Here is a 21,954-nt window from a genome sequence, read left to right as displayed (position 1 = left end):
CGACCCCGTCGCAGGGCGCGGGTCCAGGGTGCGTGCGAGGATCGGGCGCATGACGACCGACCAGGACGTGCAGGACGTCGGCGCGGACCCGCTGGCCAACGCGGACGGGACCGAGCTGTGGCTCGAGCGCACGGGAACGCGCCAGTACGTGGGGCGCAGCTCGCGCGGCGGCGAGGTGCGGATCGGGTCGCTGGGCGACCCGGACGCCTTCACCCCCGGTGAGCTGCTGAAGATCGCGCTGGGGGCGTGCACCGGCCTGTCGAGCGACGCGGCGCTGGCGCGCCGGCTCGGCGACGACGTGCCGGTGACGATCCGCGTCGGCGGGCTCGCGCACCCGACCGAGGACCGCTACCCCGCCCTCACCGAGGTCCTCGAGGTCGACCTGTCCGGCCTCGACGACGCCGCGCGCGAGCGCCTGCTGACCGTCGTGCACCGCGCCGTCGAGCAGCACTGCACCGTGGGACGCACGCTCGAGCACGGCGCGACCACCACTCTCACCGTCGCCGGGGAGCGCTGATGCCGCGCCTCGTGCAGGCCGCCCTCGACAAGGCGGTGACGATCCCGTCGGCGACCATCCACGCCCACGTCGAGAGCGTGAAGCGCCGCAACCCCGGTGCCGGGCCGGACGAGGTCATCCGGCTCCTGGAGAAGGAGTACCTGCTCGTCGTCGCCGGCACCGGCGGCGCCGTGGGTGCGGCGGCCGCCGCGCCGATCGTCGGCACGGGGCTCGCGACGGCCCTCACCGTCAGCGACGTCGCCACGTTCTTCGGTGCGTCGGCCGCGTTCTCGCTGGCCGTCGCGTCGGTGCACGGCATCGAGGTCGCCGACACCGAGCGCCGCAAAGGGCTGCTCCTGGCGACCCTGCTGGGAGAGTCCGGCGCCAAGATGGTCGGCGACGCCGCCGAGGTCGCGACGGTCCGTGCCGGCAGGCTGCTGCTCACCCGCATGCCCATGGGCACCGTCAAGAAGGTGAACAACCAGCTCACGCGCAGGCTCCTGCGCAAGCAGGCCGCGCGCTTCGGTGGGGTCGCGCTGGGCCGGCTCGCGCCCTACGGGATCGGCGCCGCGATCGGCGTCGCCGGCGGACGCGCCCTCGGTCAGACGGTCGTCAAGGGCGCGCGCACCGCGTTCGGGCCCGCGCCGGCCACGTTCCCGCGCGTCGTCGAGGGCGTGTCCGCGGACGCGGAAGCCCGGGCGCTGCCGGGCGGCCCCGACCAGCCCGACACCCCCCGCCAGCGCCGGTCCCTCGGCCGACGGCGCTGAGGCGCCACGCCTGCGGCCGACGGCGCAGGGCTCACCAGCGGCCGTGCACGTGCTCGCGCACGTCGCGGTCGTAGATCTCCTCGAGCGCGGCCAGCGTGTCGGCCGACAGGTCGGGGAAGGCGTCGGTCGCCGCATTGGCCCGCGCCTGCTCGGGGGTCCGCGCACCGGGGATGACGACGGACACACCGGGCTGCTGCGTGATCCACTTCAGCGCCAGCTGGGCCGTCGTCATGCCGGACGGTGTCAGCGCCGCGACCTCGCGGGCCGCCGCCACCCCCACCTCGAACGGCACGCCGGCGAACGTCTCGCCGACGTCGAAGGCCTCGCCACGCCGGTTGAACGCACGGTGGTCGTCGGGGGCGAACTGCGTGCTCTCGTCGTACCGGCCGGACAGCAGGCCCGAGGCCAGCGGCACGCGCGCGATGATGCCGACGCCCGCCTCGGCCGCCGCGGGCAGCACCTTCTCGAGCGGCTTGCGCCGGAAGACGTTGAGGATGATCTGCACCGTCGCCACGTGCGGGCGCGCGATGGCCGCGAGCGCCTCGTCGACCGTCTCCACCGAGACGCCGTAGGCGGCCGCGCGGCCGTCCTCGACGATCCGGTCCAGCGCGTCGTAGACCGCCTCGGTGCGGAACACCGGCGTGGGCGGGCAGTGCAGCTGCACCAGGTCGAGCGTGTCGGTGCGCAGGTTCTCGCGGCTGCGGTCGGTCCACCGGCAGAACGCGTCGTACGTGTACGCCGCGGGCTCGTGCGGGTTCGAGCGACGGCCCATCTTCGTCGCGACCGTCACGCGCTCCGCGACGTCCGGGCGCGAGGCGAGGAACTGCCCGATGGTCCGCTCCGAGCGCCCGTCGCCGTACACGTCCGCCGTGTCGAGGAACGTCACACCGGAGTCGACCGCCGCCTCGAGCACCGTCAGCGCGGTGTCGTCGGCCACGACCCCCCAGTCACCACCGAGCTGCCAGCAGCCCAGCCCCACGACCCCGACCTCACGACCCGTACGTCCCAGCACTCGCGTCTGCATGCGGACGACGCTACCCCGCGCGAGGATCGACGGATGACAGGTCCGACGGAGCCCGGCACGGCCACGGTGACACGCGCGCTGCCGGTGCCGGCCGACGTCGCGTGGCGGATCCTGACCGACACGCGCCGGCACGGGCAGTGGGTGCCGATGACGCGCATCCTGACCGACGGGCCCCCGCGCGTCGGGCAGCACGTCGTCGCGGTGTCCGGCCCCGGCGCGCGTCGCGGCCTGCCGGGACTCGTCGACCGGATGGTCGTCACGCGGTACGACGCCCCCGGCCGGCTCCCCGGGGTCGCCGTGTTCACCAAGCAGGGCCCGGTCCTGCTGGGCAGCGCGACGATCGTCGTCGTCGCGTCGTCCCCGACGACGTGCCGCGTGACCTGGTCCGAGCACGTGCCGCTGGCCGGCCCGCTACCCACGTCGCTGACGGCCCGTGCGACGTCCCCGCTGCTGCGCGCCATGCTCCGCATGGTCCTCCGTCGCGCCGCGGCAGACCTGCCGCACCCCTGAGCCGGCCGACCCCGAGCGGGTCCTTGGTCGTGGGTCGCAGGGCGCGCCGACCTGCACCCTGACCTCACCGCTGTTCCGCCGCGCCGCTCGTACGCTCGTGTCCTGCCGTCCCCGCGACCTGCCTCCCCGAGGAGCCCGATGACCGCGTACGCCCCCGGCGCCACGCCCCGGCACTACCTGATGTGCGAGCCCACGCACTACACCGTCTCCTACGAGATCAACCCGTGGATGGACCGGACCCGCACGACCGACACCGAGCTGGCGGTCCGGCAGTGGCGCACGCTGCGCGACACGTACCTCGACCTGGGGCACACCGTCGACACCATCGACCCGCTCCCCGGCCTGCCGGACATGGTGTACGCGGCGAACGGCGCGACCGTCGTCGGCGGCATCGTCTACTCGGCGCGCTTCCTGTACCCGGAGCGCCAGCCGGAGGGCCCCGCGTACCAGAAGTGGTTCGCGGACCGGGGGTACGTCACGCACACCGCGGCGGCCACCAACGAGGGCGAGGGCGACATGCTGGTCGCCGGGGATCTCGTCCTGGCGGGCACCGGGTTCCGTACCGAGCGTCCCGCGCACGCCGAGGCGCAGGAGCTCTTCGGGCGTCCCGTCGTCTCCCTGGAGCTCGTCGACCCGCGGTACTACCACCTGGACACCGCGCTGGCGGTCCTGTCGTCGGACCCGCGCGACCCGCAGATCGCGTACTACCCGCCGGCGTTCTCCCCCGGCTCGCGCGACGTCCTGGCCCGGCTGTTCCCCGACGCGGTCCTCGCGGACGACGACGACGCGGCCGCGCTCGGCCTCAACGCCGTGTCCGACGGCCTGCACGTCGTCGTGGCACCGCGGGCGACGCACCTCGCGGCGCAGCTGCGGGAGCGCGGGTACGAACCGCTGCCGGTCGACACGTCCGAGCTGCTCAAGGGCGGCGGCGGAGCCAAGTGCTGCACGCTGGAGATCCGGACGTGACCACCCCTCCCGCCGTGACGGGGTCCGCGCTCGCCCCGAACTACCACCCGCTGCCGGTCACGCTGGCGACGGGTGAAGGGTCGTGGGTCACCGACACGGCGGGACGCCGGTACCTCGACCTGCTCGCCGGGTACTCGGCCCTGAACTTCGGGCACCGGCACCCGGCGCTGGTGGCGGCGGCGCAGGCGCAGCTCGACCGGCTGACGCTCACGTCACGCGCGTTCGACCACGAGCTGCTGGAGCCGTTCGCGCAGGCCCTCGTCGGGCTGGTCGGCCCGCTGCTCACGGGCACGTCGCACCTGGTGCTGCCGATGAACACCGGCGCGGAGGCCGTGGAGACGGCCCTCAAGGCGGCCCGCAAGTGGGGCTACGAGGTGCGGGGCGTCCCGGCGGACCGGGCGACCGTCGTCGTCGCCGAGGGCAACTTCCACGGTCGGACGACGACGATCGTGTCGTTCTCCTCCGACCCGGACGCGCGCCGCGGGTTCGGGCCGTTCACGCCGGGGTTCGTCACCGTGCCGTACGGCGACGCCCGCAGGCTCGCCGCCGCGGTCGACGAGACGACGGTCGCGGTGCTCCTGGAGCCCGTGCAGGGCGAGCAGGGCGTCGTCGTGCCGCCGCTGGACTACCTCGCGGCCGCGCGACGGGTGTGCGACGACGCGGGCGTGCTGCTCGTGGCCGACGAGATCCAGTCGGGGCTGGGGCGCAGCGGTGCCACGCTGGCGAGCGAGCGGTTCGACGTGCGGCCCGACGTCGTGACGCTCGGCAAGGCGCTCGGCGGCGGGATCCTGCCCGTCTCGGCGGTGGTGGGGCGCGCCGACGTCCTCGAGGTCCTGACGGCGGGGACGCACGGCTCGACGTTCGGCGGCAACCCGCTGGCCTGCGCGGTGGGCCTCGCCGTCATCGACCTGCTGACGCCCGGCACCCTGCAGGCCCGTGCGCGCGCGCTCGGTGAGCGCGTCGGGGACCGGCTGGACGTCCTGGTGGACGACGGGCTGCTGACCGACGTCCGCACGATCGGCCTGTGGGCCGGTGTCGACATCGCCCCGTCGTCGCCGGGCGGGCCAGCGTCGGGCCGCGAGCTGTGCGAGCGGCTGCTGCGACGCGGCGTCCTGGCCAAGGACACCCACGGCGGCACCAACCGTCTGGCGCCGCCGCTGACGATCGACCCGGCCGACCTCGACACCGGCCTCGACCGGCTGGCCGACGCCCTGACGGGTCCCTGACCCGCGGGGCGTGCGTGCTGGATCGACATGTCACGGGGTGGGGTGGGGTCAGCCGAAGGTGATGGACGTGTACAGCCAGCCGTCGTACGACACGGCGCCGATGTACGCCGTCGAGTAGCTGCCGAGCATCTGCTGGTTGTGCCCGCTGGAGGCCGCGTAGGCGGCGATCATGCGGGTCGCGTTGCCCGGGCTGACCCGCCCGACGATCTCGGGGCGCGCCTTGGGTGACCCGGCCCGGGTGCCCGAGTGCCAGATGCTGTTGGACGCGGCCATCTGCATGGCGTGCTCGACGCGCGCACCCGACCGGGAGATCGACAGGGCACCGAGCCCGTTGGCCGCACGGTGGGCGTTGAGCGCGGCGCCGACGTCGCCCGCGGACGCCTCGGACCCGGCGGTCGCGAGCCCGGCCTCCGCGGGCGCCGGTGCGCCGGAGCCGGCCGCCGACCCGCCCGAGGACGCACCCGTCGTGGTGCCGGTACCCCCGGACCGGCGGGGCGCCGTGCCCTTCGCCGGGCTCCGGGCCGCGCTGCGCGCGGCCGCCTCGGCCGCGGCCTGCGCCGCGGCGGCCTCGGCGGCGAGGCGCGCGTTCTCGGCGGCCTGCCACGCCGCCTGCGCGTCGACGACGGCCCGCTCGGGTGCGGCGAGCGCGGCCGTCGTGGTGCGCAGGGTCGTGAGCGACACGGCGGGCGCGTCCAGCGCCCCGGCGGCGCCGCCGATGGCGGCCTGCAGCGCCCCGCGCGGGCCGTCGCCGGCCTGGGCGGACGCGGCGAGCGTCGCGTTCGCGTGGTCGACGGCTGCGCGGCCGGAGGCACCGGCGTCGGCACGCAGGGCCTCGGCGACGGCGGCGCCTGCGGCGAGCCCGTCCGCCCGGCCGGCGGACAGCTCGGGCGCGAGCGCGGTGACGGCACCGTCGACGCGGGACTGCGCGGCCCGCTGCATGTCGGCGCGCAGCGCGCGGTCCTGCTGGACCGCCCAGACGCCGCCGGCCGAGACGAGCACGCCGGCGGCGGTGAGCAGCGCGACGATCTGGCGTCCGTGGGGTCGCACGGCCCGCTGTGCGGCGGGGCCGTCGGCGGTGCGCGCGGTGTCCGCCACGACCGGCACGGGCGCGGAGAGCGCCGGTGGGGCGGACTGGGTCGGCAGGGCCGTGAGGCGGGCCGGGACGACGGGCACGGGTGCGGACACCGCGTGACCTGCCTGCGTCGGGATCAGCGGCGCGGCCGTTCCCGGCGCCGTGCCGACCGCGACCGGCGGGGTGGCGTCGGCCGCCGAGGCACCCGGTGGGGCCGGCGCGAGCGCTGCCGTGCCGGTCGTCCCGTCCTGGCCGCTCTGCCGGCGCGCGCCGGTGTCCTGCCGTCCGCTCATCGGTCCCCCCCGTAGGCGTGGTCGCGTCTTCACGACACATCGGCACGTGCAGCGTCCGACGTGAGCCTGGGTGCCGCAATTCGGGGAACATATGGCCAGATGTCTTGCACATTCGTGCAGTTCGGACGAACGGGTCGCCGGTCCGGCGTCACGTGGGCACCGGAGGCGGGGAGCTCAGGCCGCCGCGGCGTCGCCGCGCGCCGTCACGACCATGACCGGGCACCGGGCGTGGTGCAGGACCGCCTGGCTCGTCGACCCCAGGAGCAGGCCGGCGAAGCCCCCGCGACCGCGGGACCCCACCACGACGAGGTCGGTCGCGGCGGAGAACTCCGTGAGCAGCTCGGCCCCCGTGCCGTCGAGCACGCGCCGCTGCACCCGCGCACCGGGGTGCTCGAGCACCGCGCGGTCCACGACGACGTCCAGCCCTTCGGCGATGTCCTTGAGCACCTGCTCGTGGTCGACCGCCGACGGCAACCACGCCAGCGCGCCCGTCATCGAGGCGAGGGGCACGCCGGACACCGCGAACAGCTCCGCGTCCCACGCCTCGGCCTCCCGGATCGCCGCGTGCAGCGCGCGCTCGGCGGGCGGCGAGCCGTCGACACCGACGACGATGCGGCGCACGGGCCGCACCTCGGCCGTCTCCCCGTCGGGCAGCGGGTGACCGTCCGGTCCGCGCAGCGGCACGACGACCGTCGGGCACCACGCGTGCGCGGGCAGCGCCGACGACACCGTGCCGAGCAGCCGGTCGGCGAACCCACCCCGGCCGCGCGTCCCGACCACCGCGAGCTCCACGTGCCGGGACTCCTCCACGAGCACCCCCGCGGCGTCGCCCGTCACGACGCGCCCGTGCACGGGCACACCGGCCTGCCGCACGTGCGCGAACGCCTCGTCGAGGACCGCCTGCGCGCCGGCCCGGATCGCCTCGTCGTCGAGCGCCGCGTACCCGCCGTCGAGGGACGCGGCCGTGAACGACGGCAGGGAGTACGCGACCACGAGCCGCAGGCCCAGCCCGCGCGCACGCGCCTCGACCACCGCCCAGTCCAGGGCGTGCAGGCTGGCGGACGACCCGTCCATCCCGACGAGGATCTCCTGCTCGCGCGTCATGACGACCTCCGCGTCGCGTCCGGCGCCTCGCTGCGCCGGGTCGGTGTCCGGTTCCCCGACATCGTGGCACAGCCCGACGTGCCGCCGGACCGCGCACCGCGAGGTGAGCGCCGGACGACCGCCCGGCGGACGGCTCGCTCAGGCCACCAGGTACGGCGACCACGCGGGCTCGGCACGCCCCGCGGCCCCACCGACCGTCACGGACCACCGCGGCGCGCGCGGGCGGAACGGCAGCTCCCACCCCAGCTCGTGCAGCGTCCGGTCGGCCTTGCGGTGGTTGCACCGCACGCACGCCGCGACGACGTTGGTCCACTCGTGGCGGCCGCCGCGCGACCGTGGCTGCACGTGGTCGACGGTGTCGGCCCCGCCGCCGCAGTACGCGCACCGGTGGTCGTCACGCTGCAGCACCGTGCGGCGCGTGGGCGGGACGGGCCGCCGGTGCGGCACGTGCACGTACCGGGTCAGGACGAGCACCACGGGCAGCGGCATCTGGACGTGCGGCGAGTGCAGCATCCGGCCGTCGGACTCCAGGACGGTGGCCTTGCCGCTCATCACCAGCATCACGGCACGGTGCAGCGTGACGATGCACAGCGGGTCCCCGCTCGCGTTGAGCAGCAGCGCCCGCGTCGGCATCGGGGCGCGGTCGACGTCCTGGTGGGAGCCCTGGCTCGCGGCGGTCGTCAGCACGGTGCACTCCTGACCTCGGGGGTCGGGCCGGCTGGCTGCCGGCCCGGGACGAGAAGGAACAGCGTGGATGCGGGACCAGGGTACGCGCACCCCCATGGTGCTCAGGCGGTCTCCCGGACGACCGTCCCGGGACGCGACGAGGCCCCGACGACGCGGACGTCGTCGGGGCCTCGCGGCATCGGGTCAGCCGACCCGGATGAAGGTGGGGTTGCTCTGCCAGATCGAGCGGAACTGGACCGTCTTGCCGGGGCGCGGCGCGTCGATCATCTGGTTGCCACCGGCGTAGATGCCGATGTGGCCAGGGCTCCAGATCAGGTCACCGGGCTGGGCGTCGGCACGGGAGACGACCGTGCCGGCGTTGCGCTGGGCCGACGAGGTGCGCGGCAGCGAGATGCCGAGCTGCGCGTACACGTACGACGTGAAGCCCGAGCAGTCGAAGCCGTCGGGCGTCGAGCCGCCGGAGACGTACGGGACGCCCACGTAGCGGGCGGCGATCTCGAGCACCGCGTTGCCGGAGACCGACTGCGGGATCGGGTTGCTGGCGGCCTGGGACGGGGCCGTCGTGTCGGCGGCGCGCTCGGCCGTGCGGGACGCGGCACGCGTGCGCACGGGCTCCGGCGCGGGCGGCGGAGCCGGCTTCTCGGCGGTGACCGTCGGCGCGTCGACCGTGAAGACGGCCTCGGCCGGCGAGGCCACGACGGGCGACGTGTTGAGGACGGCACGCGCGGAGGCCGTGAGGGCCGCCGTGTCGACGGCGGCGAGCGCCGGGGCGGCGTCGCGGTCGGCTGCGTGCGTCGTGGTGGCGAACATGGAGACCATGAGGCCGGAGGACGCGGCGACGACGACGGTCCGTCGTCCGACGGTGCCCATCTGCTCGGACGCAGCGCATGCCAGCTCGGTCAGCGGCGTCGAGGGACGACGCGCGGCGCGGTGGCGCGCCCGGGTGATGCTTTCGGACAACGTGGTGCCTCTCCTGGCGCCTGCGAGGTGAGCTGTCGGGTTCGGGTGGGAGAACACCCGGCCGGTCATCCGTCACGTCCTGCCTCACACGATGTGTGCGGCCTGTCGTGCCGTCTCCCGGCTTCACCCCAAGGACACCGCGTGAGCGGTGCCCGCCATCATGGTTCCCCCGCCCCTGCCGGCGAGTCGTACGGACCTGCGAGCGGCGGCAGGGTTCGGCGTTCCGCTCGAGGGCTTCCCAGAGGAGGGTTCCGAGAAGCAGGACGAACGTACATGACTGGCCGCGCGATTGTCACGCTCTGATCACGGAGATCTCGCGAAGATCATGGACACCTGTCCGACACGCCGCGCGACACGCCGCCGCCCCGCCGGCGCAGGGCGCCTCTCAGGCGCCGATGAAGATGTGCCGGGCCACGTCGACCGGGAGGTCGAGCACGGTGCCCGAGCCCGGGACGCCGACCGTCACGACGCCGGGCGACCTCTCGACCGTGACCTGCGCACCCGGCAGCACGCCCGCGTCCGCGAGGCGCACGAGCAGCTCGACGTCGACCTGCAGCGGCTCACCGATGCGCGCGACGACCGCGGACCCGTCGGGCGCGGCGCCGAGTCCCGTCAGCGGGACGACGCCGTCGAGGAACCGGACGTCGGTCCGCTCCTCGCCGATCTCGTCGAGCCCGGGGATCGGGTTGCCGTACGGGTCGAAGTGCGGGTGGTCGAGGAGCGCGGCGAGGCGCTTCTCGACGCGCTCGCTCATCACGTGCTCCCAGCGGCACGCCTCCTCGTGGACGTGCGGCCAGTCCAGCCCGATGACGTCGGTGAGCAGACGCTCGGCGAGGCGGTGCTTGCGCATCACGCGCACGGCCTTCGTCAGGCCGACCTCGGTCAGCTCGAGGTGGCGGTCCCCGGTGACGACCACGAGGCCGTCGCGCTCCATGCGGGCGACCGTCTGGGACACGGTCGGGCCGGAGTGGCCGAGCCGCTCGGCGATGCGCGCGCGCAGGGGGGTGATGCCTTCCTCGGTGAGCTCGTAGATCGTCTTGAGATACATCTCGGTCGTGTCGATCAGGTCGCTCACCGCTCGGCCTCCCACGTCGCGTCCGGCGGCCCGGAACCCGGTGCCGCGTGCTCCGCCCAGGGTAGTCGGCCACGCACGCACGGACGGGCCCCCGCGCGGCCGGCGCCGCTCGTTATCCTCGCCACGTGCCCGACGCCGACGCCATCGCCCGCCTGACGATCCCCTCCGACCTGCTGCCCCGCGACGGGCGCTTCGGGTCCGGCCCGTCGAAGGTCCGCGCGGCGCAGGTCGACGCGCTCGCCGCGCAGGGCACGACGCTGCTCGGGACGTCGCACCGTCAGGCGCCGGTCCGCCACCTCGTCGGCCGGGTGCGCGCCGGCCTCGCGTCGCTGTTCGACCTGCCGCCGGGGTACGAGGTGGTCCTCGGCAACGGCGGGTCGACCCTGTTCTGGGACGTCGCGACCCTGTGCCTCGTCCAGGAGCGCGCCGCGCACGCGACGTTCGGCGAGTTCGGCGCGAAGTTCGCGGCCGCCACGGCGCGGGCCCCGTTCCTCGCGGACCCGCACGTGGTGCGCGCGCCCGCGGGCCAGATGGTGGTGCCGACGGCCACGCCGGGCGTGGACGTGTACGCCTGGCCGCACAACGAGACGTCGACGGGCGTCGTCGCCCCGGTGCGCCGGGTGCCCGGGTCGCGGGACGCGGGCGCCCTCGTCCTGGTCGACGGGACGTCGGCCGCGGGCGGTACGACCGTCGACGTGGCCCAGACCGACGTCTACTACTTCGCGCCGCAGAAGTCCTTCGCGTCCGACGGCGGTCTGTGGCTCGCGCTCGCGTCGCCGGCGGCCGTCGAGCGGGCCGCGGCCGTCGAGGCCGGCGGACGCTGGGTCCCGGAGTCGCTGTCCTTCACCACCGCCGTGACGAACTCGCGCGCCGACCAGACCCTCAACACCCCCGCGATCGCGACGCTGCTGCTCCTGGCCGAGCAGGTCGACTGGATGCTCGAGCAGGGCGGCCTCGCGTGGGCGGCGCAGCGCACCGCCACCTCCGCCGGCCACCTGTACTCCTGGGCGGAGAGCCGCGACTGGTCGACGCCGTTCGTGACCGACCCGGCGCTGCGCTCCCCCGTGGTCGGGACGGTCGACCTGGCGCCGGAGGTCGACGCCACCACGGTGGCCGGGGTGCTGCGACGCCACGGCGTGGTCGACATCGAGCCGTACCGCAAGCTCGGTCGCAACCAGGTGCGCGTGGGCATGTACCCCGCGGTCGACCCGGACGACGTGCTGGCACTGACGGCCTGCATCGACCACGTCGTCGAGCACCTGGTCTGAGCCCGGACGGGCCGAGGTGGGGAGCCCGGCCGACCGGGCAGGGCTCCCGAGCGACGCGTCAGGCGCGGCGGCGGCGGGCCACCAGCACCCCGGCGGCACCGGCGAGCAGCAGCCCCGTGGCGACGAGCACGACGGGCCCGGCGGACGACCCGGTCGCGGACAGCACCTCGGCCCGCTCGGCCGGCGCGGCCGCGGCAGGCTCGGCACCGGCCACGAGGACGTCCGAGCGCTCGGGCTGCCCGGCGCACACGGGGCTCGACGGCGGGTAGGCGACCACGGCGGACGTCGTGGGGTTGACCGCGAACGACACCTCGACGGACGGCCGGACCCAGTCGTACTCGTCGCCCTGGACCCACACGCCGTCCTCGAGGCGCCAGCCGGGCCAGTCGACGGGCCTGCCGGTCGCGTCGACGACGGCGCCCGGCCACAGCACGGCGCCCGTCAGGGGCTGGTCGGTGTAGACGACGTCGTCGCCGTCGGGGTTGACGAACGTGACGGTGACCGTCGTGGCGTCGGTGCCGACCGGGGCCACGGCGTACCGCAGGCGTGGCACGTCGTTGTCGCACACCGGTGTCAGCAGCGAGATGTCGACCTCGCACGGCAGCTCGGGCCCGTACCCGTCGGCGGGTGCGCACCCACCGGGTGCCACGGCCTGCGTCGGCGCGACGGCCACGGCGGACGCAGCCGGACCCAGTCCGACCGCCACGAGGAGGAGGCCTGCCACGGTGCAGACCTTGGACGACGCGCGCATGGCTGGCTCCCTCGCCGATTCGGACATATCGGCATCATCTTCGCCCCGAGTGAGCCGCGGACCATACCATCATCCGGGTGAACCAGGACAGACCGGGCACAGTTCACCCCCTCGGGGAGCCGGTCAGCCGCAGCGGAACACCGCGACCCCGGGCGAGGTCAGGGTGGGCGTGGTCCAGAGCGTGACCGCGCCGTCGCGCAGGGGCAGGTCCACGGCGACCTCCTGCGTGCCGCCCGGCGCGAGGCGCGAGCCCACCTGCTGCACGGTGCGGCCCTCGACGGTCGTCACGCTGCCGGTGGCGGGTGCCCCGTCGCGCGCGACGACGAGCGGCGGACCGTCCTGCGCGGACCACACGGAGACCGTGGTGAGCAGGGTCCCGAGCGGCACCTGCGGGCCGGGCACACCGGTGACGAGGTGTCCCCACGACGCCACGCCCTCGGGCGGCCGGAAGTCGAGGCCGAGCACGGCGGTCACGCGCGGCGCCGGGTCGGTGCAGCGGGCGTCGCGGAACGTGAGGTCCGTGCTGAGGTACGCGCCGAGCTTGCCCTGGGTCGCGTCGTCGAGGAACAGGCCGGGCTGGTGGGCGAACGTGGGTGACGTGAACGCACCGCCGGCGACCGTCGCGGCGAGGCGCTCCTGCTCCTCGGGGTGGGCGGACCACACCCGCAGGCGTCGCTCGTCGACGGCCGTGCGACCCGCGGCGAACAGCGCCTGCGTGCTGCCCGCCCCGGAGTCGACCGCTTCCACCACCGCGGCGGCCACCGCGCCGAAGTACGCGTCCGAGCCGGCGCTGTCCGGGTGGCGCACGTAGGCGTCGCGCAGCAGCGTGGTGACGAGGCCGGCGCCGGTGAGCACGCCGCCGTCGGGGTCCGGGACGGGTCCCGTGGCACCCACGAGCCCGCCGACCGCCAGCGGGTCCGTCGCGACCACGCCGTCGACCGTGCCGCCGACGTCGCGCGCCCAGCGGGCCGCGACGAGCTCGGCCGTGCGGGGGAAGTCCGGCGTGAGGACGGCGTTCTGGACCCACCGCCCGAGGCGGTCGCCCCACGTCCCGAGCTCCTCGTCGGTCAGCGGCACGACGGGCTCGGCGAGCGGGGGCAGGTCGGCGGTCGTGCGCCGGTCGACGACGCTCACCGCCCCGTCCTCGACGCGCACCGCGACGACCGTGCCCACGATCCCGCCCGCGGCGCGCAGCTCGGCGGTGTTCAGCGCGAGCACGAGGTAGGTGCGCGGGCCGTCGGCCCCGAGCATCGCGGGGAGCACGCCTGCCACACGGCCGGCCGGGCCGAGCCCCGCGTCGAGGCGGGCCAGGACGTCCTGCACGTCGCGCACGGGCCCGGCCAGGGGCCCGACCAGCGCGTCGGCGTCGAGCGCGGCGACGTCCGCGTGCGCGTCGGCGGCACCGACGGAGGCCGTCCGCACCTGGTCGGCGAGGGCGCGCAGGGCCGCGACGTCGACCCGCCCGTCGGGTCCGCGCAGGCCGCCGTCGAGCAGCGCCCGCAGGTCGCTCACCGCGGGCAGCGCGCCCGCGACGACGGTGTCGAGCGACGTGGACACGACACGGACGGCCTCGAGCTGGTCGCCCGCCCACGGCACCACCTCGGCGGCGCGCCACACCGGGTCGGACGTCGCGGCGGCGGCGGCCGACGTCGACGCGCGCAACCGGTCCAGGTCGACCGTCCCGTCGCCGACGGCCGCCGCGTCCACCTCGACGCCCGCGACGAGGGCGCGCGCGTCCTGCAGCGCGGACACGGCCTGCCACGCGCGGAACGCCAGCCAGCCTCCGGCGAGCAGAAGTGCGACGACGACGACCGCGACGACCCGCGCGGCGGTCCGTCCGGCCCGGCGCCGCCGGCCCTCCGGACGTCCGGGGACGTGCGCGGGCGCGGCGCCGCCGGGCGTCGCGTCGCCGTCGGCCGCGTCGGCCGGCTCGGCCGCCACCTCGGTCGCACCCACGGGACGATCGTGACACGTCGGACCTTCCGGACATCCGGGGGGCCGGATGTTTCACCCCGCGGGCCGCCCGATCGGCTGCACACCCCCCGCGCGGCCAGGCCGCGCGCGGTCAGGCGGCGTGCGCGGTCAGGCGGCGTGCTGGGCGTCCGACGCGTCCTGCGCGCCGACGCGCGCCGGCGCGGTGGCCGCACGACGCTCCCCGGCCTCGGTGGCGCTCTCCCCCGGCAGCGCACCCTCCCTGTCCTGGGGGTGCAGCACCTCGACGTGGGGGCGCGTCGTGACGTGGTACCGGACCTGCACGCCCCAGTGGCTGCGGGCCCACCAGGCGGCCGCCACGGAGACGAGGATCGCCGAGATGGAGCCGACGCCGATGGACCAGCGCGCACCGAACGTCTCGCCGATCCACCCGACGATCGGTGACCCGACGGGCGTCGCGCCGAGGAAGACCACCATGTAGAGGGACATGACGCGCCCGCGCATCTTGGGGTCGGTGGACATCTGGATGCTGGTGTTCGCCGCCGTCATCATCGTCAGCGACGCGAAGCCGACGGGGATGCAGGCCACGGCGAACGACGCGTACGTCGGCATGAGCGCCATGACGCCCGTCGCGATGCCGAAGGCGAACGCCGACCCGATGACCAGCCGGACGCGCGGCCGCTCGCGCCGGGCGGCGAGCAGCGCGCCGGTGAGCGAGCCGATCGCCAGGACGGACCCGAGGATGCCGTACTCCTGCGCGCCGCGGCCGAACTCGGTGCGGGCCATCAGCGCGCTGGTCAGCTGGAAGTTCAGGCCGAACGTCGACACGACGCCGACGACGACCATGATGACGATGATGTCCGAGCGTCCGCGCACGTAGGCGATGCCCTCGCGGATCTGGCCCTTGGCGCGTGACGCCTGCGGCATCGGGTACAGCTCCGCGCGGCGCATGAGGGTCAGCGAGAAGATCGTCGCGGCGAACGTCGCGGCGTTGATGACGAAGACCCAGCCGCTGCCGACGGCGGCGATGAGCAGGCCGGCGAGCCCGGGCCCGACGAGGCGCGCGGCGTTGAAGGACGCGCTGTTGAGCCCCACCGCGTTCGACAGGCGACCGGCGGGCACGAGCTCGGCGACGAACGTCTGGCGGACCGGACCGTCGATCGCCGTGACGACGCCGAGCATCCCGGCGAAGGCGTACACCTGCCACAGCTGCGCGTGGCCGGACAGGACGAGCGCACCGAGGCCCGCCGCGAGGACGGCCTGCGCGACCTGCGTGGCGACGAGCAGCTTGCGCCGGTCGAAGCGGTCGGCGAGGAGGCCCGCCCAGGCGGACAGCACGAGCGTCGGGGCGAACTGCAGGGCTGTGGTGATGCCGACCGCCACGCCGGACTCGTCGGTGAGCTCGGTCAGGACGAGCCAGTCCTGCGCGACACGCTGCATCCAGGTGCCGACGTTGGCGACGAGCGCACCGGCGAACCACAGGCGGTAGTTGCGGAAGGAGAGGGAGGAGAACGTGGCACTCACGACGCGGTGATCCTCCGGAGGAGCTCGGCCGCGTCCACGAGCGTGGCGCGCTCGTCCGCGGTCAGGCCGGCGAGGCGCGCCGACAGCCAGGCGTCCCGGCGGCGGCGCGTCTCCTGGACCTCGGCCTCACCCTCGGGGGTGAGGCTGACGACGACCTGGCGGCCGTCCGTGGGGTGCTCCTGCTTGCTGACGAGCCCGCGGTCGGCGAGGCAGCCGACCGTGCGCGTCATGGCCGGTGCCGCGATCCGCTCGTGCTCCGCGAGGCGGCCGGGGCTCGTAGGGCCCTCGCGCAGCAGGATCGCGAGGACGTTGAACTGGGGGTCGGACAGTCCGGCCTCGCCGCGCTCCGCCTTGATGCGCCGCACGGCCCGCCCGAGGGTCACGCGCAGGTCGGCGGCGAGGGCGAGGTCGGCGGGGGCAGAGATCGTGGGCACAGGTCGTTACCTTACATCATTACTGCAAGTCATGAGTTCACCCTCTCGGCGCTTGCATCCGCAGGTCAGGGTGGGGAACAGTCAGGGCCGGGGAGGGTGAATCGATGCAAGGGTCTGGTTGGGACGTCGCGAGCGACGCCCTGATGGTCGAGCACCTGCTCGCGTCCACGCTCGACCCCGTGACCCACCGCGCGGCCGGGGTCTCCCTGCACCCCGAGTGCTCGGGCGCCCGTACGGACGACGAGGTCGTCACGGTCGTCACCCTGGCATACGACACCCCGACGACCTACGCCCTGCCCGGACGCAGCCGCGGGCTCGACGTCGTCGAGCGCCGGCTGTGCGACGAGCTCGAGGCCTGGGCGGACGCACCCGGCAGCATCGTCGCGATCGGCGAGGCCGCCGCGGCGTACGTCGTCACGACGTCGCAGGACGACGCCCAGTCGCTGCGCGAGCACCTCGGCGAGCTGTACCGGCGCCTGGACCCCGCGGCCGGGCCCACGCCGCTGGCATCGGCCGCGCAGGGCGCGTCGGCGGACCTGGCCGACGTGACCGCGCGCGCCGTCGAGCGGCTCGTCCTCCCGCGCGCCACCCTGCCCCTGCAGGACCAGTGGACGGCCACCGACGTGTCGCGCCGCACGCTGTGGGACGTCGTCACCGGCGCCCGGTTCGGCACGCAGGTGCGCCTGCACGCCGCCCGGGCCGACGGCCCCCACGCCGAGCGCGCCGAAGGGCTGCTGTCCCTGAGCCGCTCGCCGCGCTACACGGACACCGCCGTCGCCCTGCACGCCGCGGTCCCCCACGCCGTCGGCCCCGACCGCGACGGCGGGCCGGTGGTCTGGGACGCGTCCGCCGCGCTGTCCGGCACCGGGCAGGCGCGCGCGACGCTCGCCCAGGCCCTCGTGGACCACTGCCCTCCCGGGGTGTGGGTCGGGGTGTCGGCGTGGCTCGCTGGGCTCGACGACGTGCTCCAGGCGCTACGGACCCTGCGCGGCCGCGGCCACCGCATCGTGCTCACCGCCTACGGCTCGGGACGCGAGCCCCTCGCCGCCTTCGACGAGCTGCCCGTCGACGCCATCCTGCTCGACCCGCACCTCGAGCGCGGCGCGCTGGTCGACCCGGCGGACCGCGCCGTGCACGCCGCGATCGTCGACCACGCCGTGCGGCACGACGTCGTCGCGCTCACGTCCGCGCGCCACGCGCTCGACGCGGTGCGCAGGCCCCTCCCGCTGCCGACCCCGTGCCACCCCGAGCCCCCCGGCCAGCTGCTGGAGCGCGCCCGGCTCGTGGGCCTGACGCTGCGCGAGACCGCGGTGCTCGTCAACGCGACGCACGGGCAGGGCGCCGTCGCGCCCCGCTGGGACCGGTACGACGTCGCGACGCACTGGGCGCGCGCGACGTCCTGACCCTCAGGGCCTGCCCAGCGCCCGGTAGGTCCAGCCGGCAGCACGCCAGACCCCGGGGTCGAGCACGTTGCGGCCGTCGACGATCACCCGGCGGGCGACGACACCCCCCAGCTCGTCCGGGTCGAGGTCGCGGTACTCGTCCCACTCGGTCGCGAGCACGACGACGTCGACGCCGGCCGCCGCCTCGAGCGCGCTGGACGCGTACTTCAGGTCCGGCCACTTCGCGCGCGCGTTCTCGACCCCCTGCGGGTCCGTCACGGTGACCTGGGCGCCCTGGAGCTGCATCTGGGCGGCGACCGACAGCGCCGGCGAGTCGCGCACGTCGTCGCTGTTCGGCTTGAACGCCGCGCCCAGCACGGCCACCCGCTTGCCGACGATCGACCCGGCGCTGACCTCGCGCACGAGGTCCACGGTGCGCACGCGGCGGCGCATGTTGATGGAGTCGACCTCCCGCAGGAACGACAGGGCCTGGTCGACCCCCAGCTCCCCGGCGCGCGCCATGAACGCGCGGATGTCCTTGGGCAGGCAGCCGCCGCCGAAGCCGAGGCCCGCGTTGAGGAAGCGGCGCCCGATGCGCGCGTCGTAGCCGATCGCGTCGGCGAGACGCGTGACGTCCGCCCCGGTGGCCTCGCACAGCTCGGCCATCGCGTTGATGAACGAGATCTTGGTGGCGAGGAACGAGTTGGCCGCGACCTTGACGAGCTGCGCCGTCGCGTAGTCCGTGACGACCAGCGGCGTGTCCTCCGCGAGAGGCGCGGCGTACACCTCGTCGAGGAGCGCGCGGGCGGCCTCGCCGTCGGGCGTCGGCACGCCTCGGTCGTCCGTGGGGAGGCCGTAGACGAGCCGGTCGGGGTGCAGCGTGTCCTGCACCGCGAACCCCTCGCGCAGGAACTCGGGGTTCCAGACCAGGGTGGCACCGGTCCCGGCGAGCCTCGCCGCGAGGGCCTCGGCGGTGCCGACGGGCACGGTGGACTTGCCGGCGACCACGTCACCGGGGGCCAGGTGCGGCAGCAGGTCGGCGAACGCGGACTCGACGTACCTCAGGTCCGCGCGGAACTCGCCGTGCTCCTGCGGGGTCCCCACGCACAGGAAGTGCGCACGTGCACCGGCCGCGTCGGCCATGTCGGTGCTGAACGTCAGCCGTCCCGTGCCGGACACCTCGTCGAGGAGCTCGGGGAGGCCCGGCTCGTAGAAGGGCGCCGTGCCCGCCGCCAGCCGGGCGACCTTGCCGGCGTCGACGTCGATGCCGACGACGTCGTGCCCCAGGGACGCCATGCTGGCCGCATGCACCGCCCCCAGGTAGCCGCAGCCGATGACCGAGATGCGCACGCGTCCTCCCCCGTCCGAGACAGCCCTGCGCGCAGCGTACAGGCCGTTTTGGCCGGTTTTCGGGCATGACCGGACTCACGCGGCGCAGACGGGTGACGACACGCGTGCTGCTCACGGTGTACCTCGCGGCCGTCGCCGCCGTCACGCTGGCACCCGCACCGGCGGACGACGGGACGCTCGGGGTCGTGCGCAGCGCGGTCGCGTGGCTGGCCGGGCACGGGCTGCCGGTCACCTACCTGGGTGTCGAGGCGGTCGCCAACGTGGTGATGTTCGTGCCGTTCGGCGTGCTGGTGGGCCTGCTGCTGCCCGCCCGACGGTGGTGGCTGGTCGTGCTGCTCGGCGCGGCGACCTCGGGCCTCGTCGAGACCGTGCAGCGGTGGCTGCCGACCCGGTACCCGACGCTGCAGGACGTCGTGATGAACACCCTCGGCGCGGCGGTCGGCGTGGGCGTCCTGGCGCTCGTGCTGCGCGCGCAGCGGTCGCGGACGCCGCGGACGGGTGACGCGGGCACGACGACGGGCCGGGACCCCGTGAGGTCCCGGCCCGTCGCGGGGCTGCTCAGACGCCCAGGACGTCCCGGATCGGGCCGAGCGTGAAGTAGACGACGAAGGCGATCGCCGCGACCCACATCAGCGGGTGGATGCTGCGGGCCTTGCCGAGCGCGAGCTTGACCACGACGAACGCGATGAAGCCCGCACCGATGCCCACGCTGATGGAGTACGTGAACGGCATGAGCGCCAGGGTGAGGAACGCGGGGATCGCGACCTCCGGCGACTTCCAGTCCAGGTCCGCGACCTGCGCGACCATGAGGAAGCCCACGACGACGAGGACGGGCGCGGCCGCCTCGGACGGGACCATGGCCACCAGGGGCGCGAGGAACGTCGCGAGCAGGAACGCGATGCCGGTGACGACGGACGCCAGGCCCGTGCGGGCACCGTCGGCGACGCCGGACGTGGACTCCACGTACGCCGTGTTCGACGAGACCGAGCCCATGCCGCCCGCGACGGCGCCGAGGGAGTCGACGACCAGGATCTGCTGCGTGCGCGGCGGGTTGCCGTCCTCGTCGAGGAGCTTGGCCTCCTGGCCGACGGCGACCATCGTGCCCATCGTGTCGAAGAAGTCGGCGAGCAGGATCGAGAACACCAGCAGCACGACCGCCAGGACGCCGATCTTGCCGACGGCGCCGAACAGCGAGAACTGGCCGATGAGCGACAGGTCGGGCAGCTCGACCAGGACGTCGGGCACCGACGGCACGTTCTGGTGCCAGCCCGTGGGGTTGTCCTCCCCCGAGGCGCCGACGTTGGCGACGGCCTCGACGACCAGGGCGAGCACCGTGGTGCCGATGACGGCGATGAGCAGACCGCCGCGCACCTTGCGCACCATGAGCACGATCGCCAGGACGAGGCCGATCACGAACACCGCGACGGGCCAGCCGGCGAGCGAGCCGCCGGAGCCCAGCTCGAGCGGCGTGCCCACGCCCTGCCGGACGAACCCGGCGTTGACGAAGCCGATGAGGGCGATGAACAGGCCGATGCCCACGCCGATCGCGACCTTCAGCTCGCGCGGGACCGCACGGAAGACGGCGGTGCGGAACCCGGTCAGCACGAGCACGAGGATCACGAGGCCCTCGAGCACGACGATGCCCATCGCGTCGGCCCACGTCATGCCGGGCAGCTGCGCGACCGTGTAGGCGACGACGGCGTTGAGCCCGAGGCCCGCGGCGAGCGCCATCGGGTAGTTGGCGACGACGCCCATGACGATCGTCAGCAGGCCGGCGACCAGGGCGGTCGCCGCGGCGATCATCGCGAGGTCCGGTGAGTCCCCGCCGCCGAGGAACTGCCCCGTGCTGTCGGGCAGGGTGCCGATGATCAGGGGGTTGAGGACGATGATGTAGCTCATCGTGAAGAAGGTGACGAGACCGCCACGGATCTCGGTCCCGATGGTGGAGCCACGCTCAGTGATCTTGAAGAAGCGGTCGACGGCGCTGCGGGGGGGCGCGGACGCGTCGTCGAGCTTCTCCGCCGGGGGAGTTGTCGACATGAGCCGCAGTGTGGCAGAAGGGCACAGCCCCGATGCAAGCCGTCCGCAGTGCGGGGAGGTGACCCTCGCGCGCGCCTCCCGCTGCGCGCGCCGCCACGCCGCGGCCGGTCCGTGCACGTGCCCGGCGACCGACCCGTCGGGCACGATGTCCGCGTGACACACACCCCGTCGCCGGCCCGCGTGCTGGCGGTCTGCACCGGCAACATCTGCCGGTCGCCCGTGGTCGAGCGTCTGCTCGCGGCGCGCCTCGCGGGCGGCGACGTGCACGTCGCGTCGGCCGGCACGCACGCCGTGGTCGGCCACCCCGTGTCCGCGCCGATGGTCCCGCTCGTCCGCGCGGCCGGCGCCGACGCCGGCTCCTTCGCCGCACGCCGGCTCACTGCCGCACAGGTGCGCGAGGCGGACCTCGTGCTGACGCTCACGCGGGAGCACCGCTCGCAGGTCGTCCGGCTGGTCCCGGCGGCGGTCCGCCGCACGTTCACGCTGCTCGAGCTCGCCCGGCTCGTCGACCGCGTCGACCCCGACGCGCTGCGCGCCGCCGGCGCGACCCCGGGAGCCCGCGTGCGCGCCCTGCCCACCCTCGTGCCCGGCGTGCGACAGCTCGGCGACGTCGGTCCCGACGACGTCCCCGACCCCATCGGCGGCTCCGACGCGGTGTACCGGGCGACGTTCGACCAGATCTCCGCGGCCGTCGAGGCGCTGGCCACCGCCCTGCGCGACTGAGACGGCCGTGCGCCGCACCCGGCGGCGGGACGCGTCACGCGTGCCGATACGATCGGGACGTGCCCTCCGTCGTCCACACCCTGATGCACCCCCATCGCACGCCGCCGCCGCCCATCGACGTCGACCTCGCGCGGGTCATGGGCTCCGGCACGACCCTGTGGGGCGCCGCGCTGGTGGTCACGGGCGTGCTGTCGTGGCTGGGCGTCGCGCCGGCGACGTGGGTCTGGGTGTGCGGGGCCGGCGTCGCGCTCGGCGTCGTCGGGGTGCTGTGGGCGCGGCACAACGGGCGCCTGTCGTCCGACGGCACGGGCGCGATGATCCGTCCCGGCGACGAGGACCCCGGCGCCCCGACCATCCTGGGCTGACGCCG

The 21,954-nt window shown here is 75.2% G+C and carries 22 protein-coding genes and 1 riboswitch; of the genes, 10 read left to right on the top strand and 12 right to left on the bottom strand.

Going from position 1 to position 21,954, the window contains the following annotated elements; genetic code table 11:
* Positions 1–49: 49 nt before the first annotated feature.
* Together NP075_RS04075 and NP075_RS04070 are read left to right on the top strand one after the other, a co-directional pair.
* The gene (locus tag NP075_RS04075; RefSeq protein ID WP_227564008.1) at positions 50–517 is read left to right on the top strand and encodes an OsmC family protein; all 468 of its coding nucleotides are present in this window, start codon (positions 50–52) and stop codon (positions 515–517) included.
* A complete protein-coding gene (locus NP075_RS04070; RefSeq protein WP_227564007.1) occupies positions 517–1,263 on the top strand; it encodes a hypothetical protein in 747 nt (248 codons plus the stop codon). The genes NP075_RS04075 and NP075_RS04070 overlap by 1 nt, the downstream gene beginning before the upstream one ends.
* A 31-nt stretch (positions 1,264–1,294) precedes the next feature.
* On the opposite strand, the gene NP075_RS04065 is transcribed toward NP075_RS04070, so the two are convergent.
* A complete protein-coding gene (locus NP075_RS04065) occupies positions 1,295–2,287 on the bottom strand; it encodes an aldo/keto reductase (protein ID WP_227564006.1) in 993 nt (330 codons plus the stop codon).
* Between the two features lie 33 nt (positions 2,288–2,320).
* On the opposite strand from NP075_RS04065, the gene NP075_RS04060 reads away from it, so the two are divergent.
* The 3 genes from NP075_RS04060 to rocD all read left to right on the top strand — a co-directional run bounded on the left by NP075_RS04060 (position 2,321) and on the right by rocD (position 4,989).
* Positions 2,321–2,797 carry an SRPBCC family protein gene (locus tag NP075_RS04060; protein WP_227564005.1) on the top strand — a complete coding sequence of 159 codons (477 nt, stop codon included), beginning with the start codon at positions 2,321–2,323 and terminating at the stop codon, positions 2,795–2,797.
* 138 nt (positions 2,798–2,935) lie between these two features.
* Positions 2,936–3,763 (top strand): dimethylargininase, encoded by an 828-nt coding sequence (gene ddaH, locus NP075_RS04055; RefSeq protein WP_227564004.1) that lies wholly within the window; start codon positions 2,936–2,938, stop codon positions 3,761–3,763.
* Complete coding sequence (rocD, locus tag NP075_RS04050) at positions 3,760–4,989, top strand: ornithine--oxo-acid transaminase (protein ID WP_227564003.1); 1,230 nt, start codon at positions 3,760–3,762, stop codon at positions 4,987–4,989. Before ddaH ends, rocD begins: the two co-directional genes overlap by 4 nt.
* Before the next feature lie 48 nt (positions 4,990–5,037).
* On the opposite strand, the gene NP075_RS04045 is transcribed toward rocD, so the two are convergent.
* The 5 genes from NP075_RS04045 to NP075_RS04025 all read right to left on the bottom strand — a co-directional run bounded on the left by NP075_RS04045 (position 5,038) and on the right by NP075_RS04025 (position 10,180).
* Entirely contained in the window at positions 5,038–6,354 is a 1,317-nt protein-coding gene (locus tag NP075_RS04045; RefSeq protein WP_227564002.1) for a CAP domain-containing protein, read from the bottom strand.
* Positions 6,355–6,528: 174 nt separating this feature from the next.
* Positions 6,529–7,458: a universal stress protein gene (locus NP075_RS04040; protein ID WP_227564001.1), complete on the bottom strand. Its 930-nt coding sequence runs from the start codon at positions 7,456–7,458 to the stop codon at positions 6,529–6,531.
* Positions 7,459–7,596: 138 nt separating this feature from the next.
* Positions 7,597–8,145: an HNH endonuclease gene (locus NP075_RS04035; RefSeq protein WP_227563999.1), complete on the bottom strand. Its 549-nt coding sequence runs from the start codon at positions 8,143–8,145 to the stop codon at positions 7,597–7,599.
* Positions 8,146–8,328: 183 nt separating this feature from the next.
* Positions 8,329–9,105 (bottom strand): C40 family peptidase, encoded by a 777-nt coding sequence (locus NP075_RS04030; RefSeq protein WP_227563997.1) that lies wholly within the window; start codon positions 9,103–9,105, stop codon positions 8,329–8,331.
* Between the two features lie 3 nt (positions 9,106–9,108).
* A riboswitch (cyclic di-AMP (ydaO/yuaA leader) is annotated at positions 9,109–9,336 on the bottom strand.
* Positions 9,337–9,490: 154 nt separating this feature from the next.
* Positions 9,491–10,180: an iron-dependent transcriptional repressor DtxR gene (locus NP075_RS04025; RefSeq protein ID WP_227563995.1), complete on the bottom strand. Its 690-nt coding sequence runs from the start codon at positions 10,178–10,180 to the stop codon at positions 9,491–9,493.
* Between the two features lie 125 nt (positions 10,181–10,305).
* On the opposite strand from NP075_RS04025, the gene serC reads away from it, so the two are divergent.
* Positions 10,306–11,448, top strand: a complete 1,143-nt coding sequence (gene serC, locus NP075_RS04020; RefSeq protein ID WP_227563994.1) for a phosphoserine transaminase — start codon at positions 10,306–10,308, stop codon at positions 11,446–11,448.
* Between the two features lie 58 nt (positions 11,449–11,506).
* On the opposite strand, the gene NP075_RS04015 is transcribed toward serC, so the two are convergent.
* The 4 genes from NP075_RS04015 to NP075_RS04000 form a co-directional block, all read right to left on the bottom strand.
* Entirely contained in the window at positions 11,507–12,172 is a 666-nt protein-coding gene (locus NP075_RS04015) for an LPXTG cell wall anchor domain-containing protein (RefSeq protein WP_227563992.1), read from the bottom strand.
* Between the two features lie 150 nt (positions 12,173–12,322).
* Positions 12,323–14,155 (bottom strand): DUF4012 domain-containing protein, encoded by a 1,833-nt coding sequence (locus NP075_RS04010; RefSeq protein WP_227563991.1) that lies wholly within the window; start codon positions 14,153–14,155, stop codon positions 12,323–12,325.
* A gap of 126 nt (positions 14,156–14,281) precedes the next feature.
* Positions 14,282–15,655: an MFS transporter gene (locus NP075_RS04005; protein WP_227563990.1), complete on the bottom strand. Its 1,374-nt coding sequence runs from the start codon at positions 15,653–15,655 to the stop codon at positions 14,282–14,284.
* Positions 15,652–16,089: a MarR family winged helix-turn-helix transcriptional regulator gene (locus tag NP075_RS04000; protein ID WP_227563988.1), complete on the bottom strand. Its 438-nt coding sequence runs from the start codon at positions 16,087–16,089 to the stop codon at positions 15,652–15,654. The genes NP075_RS04005 and NP075_RS04000 overlap by 4 nt, the downstream gene beginning before the upstream one ends.
* Before the next feature lie 104 nt (positions 16,090–16,193).
* Between NP075_RS04000 and NP075_RS03995 the strand changes: the two genes are divergently transcribed.
* A complete protein-coding gene (locus NP075_RS03995) occupies positions 16,194–17,492 on the top strand; it encodes an EAL domain-containing protein (protein ID WP_227563987.1) in 1,299 nt (432 codons plus the stop codon).
* 3 nt (positions 17,493–17,495) lie between these two features.
* Here NP075_RS03995 and NP075_RS03990 read toward each other — a convergent pair whose 3' ends face one another.
* Complete coding sequence (locus NP075_RS03990) at positions 17,496–18,821, bottom strand: UDP-glucose dehydrogenase family protein (RefSeq protein ID WP_227563986.1); 1,326 nt, start codon at positions 18,819–18,821, stop codon at positions 17,496–17,498.
* Between the two features lie 92 nt (positions 18,822–18,913).
* On the opposite strand from NP075_RS03990, the gene NP075_RS03985 reads away from it, so the two are divergent.
* Positions 18,914–19,417, top strand: a complete 504-nt coding sequence (locus NP075_RS03985; RefSeq protein ID WP_227563985.1) for a VanZ family protein — start codon at positions 18,914–18,916, stop codon at positions 19,415–19,417.
* On the opposite strand, the gene NP075_RS03980 is transcribed toward NP075_RS03985, so the two are convergent.
* Positions 19,380–20,861, bottom strand: a complete 1,482-nt coding sequence (locus tag NP075_RS03980; RefSeq protein ID WP_227563984.1) for an NCS2 family permease — start codon at positions 20,859–20,861, stop codon at positions 19,380–19,382. The two genes, NP075_RS03985 and NP075_RS03980, sit on opposite strands and share 38 nt — an antisense overlap.
* Before the next feature lie 153 nt (positions 20,862–21,014).
* On the opposite strand from NP075_RS03980, the gene NP075_RS03975 reads away from it, so the two are divergent.
* Positions 21,015–21,584 (top strand): arsenate reductase/protein-tyrosine-phosphatase family protein, encoded by a 570-nt coding sequence (locus NP075_RS03975; RefSeq protein WP_284439915.1) that lies wholly within the window; start codon positions 21,015–21,017, stop codon positions 21,582–21,584.
* Positions 21,585–21,643: 59 nt separating this feature from the next.
* Entirely contained in the window at positions 21,644–21,949 is a 306-nt protein-coding gene (locus NP075_RS03970) for a DUF2530 domain-containing protein (protein WP_227563983.1), read from the top strand.
* Positions 21,950–21,954: the final 5 nt, after the last annotated feature.

The organism is Cellulomonas wangsupingiae, assembly GCF_024508275.1.
GTDB classification, from domain to species: Bacteria; Actinomycetota; Actinomycetes; order Actinomycetales; family Cellulomonadaceae; genus Cellulomonas; species Cellulomonas wangsupingiae.
Note: the sequence above shows the minus strand (reverse complement) of the source record. Positions and strands in the feature narration are given on the sequence as shown.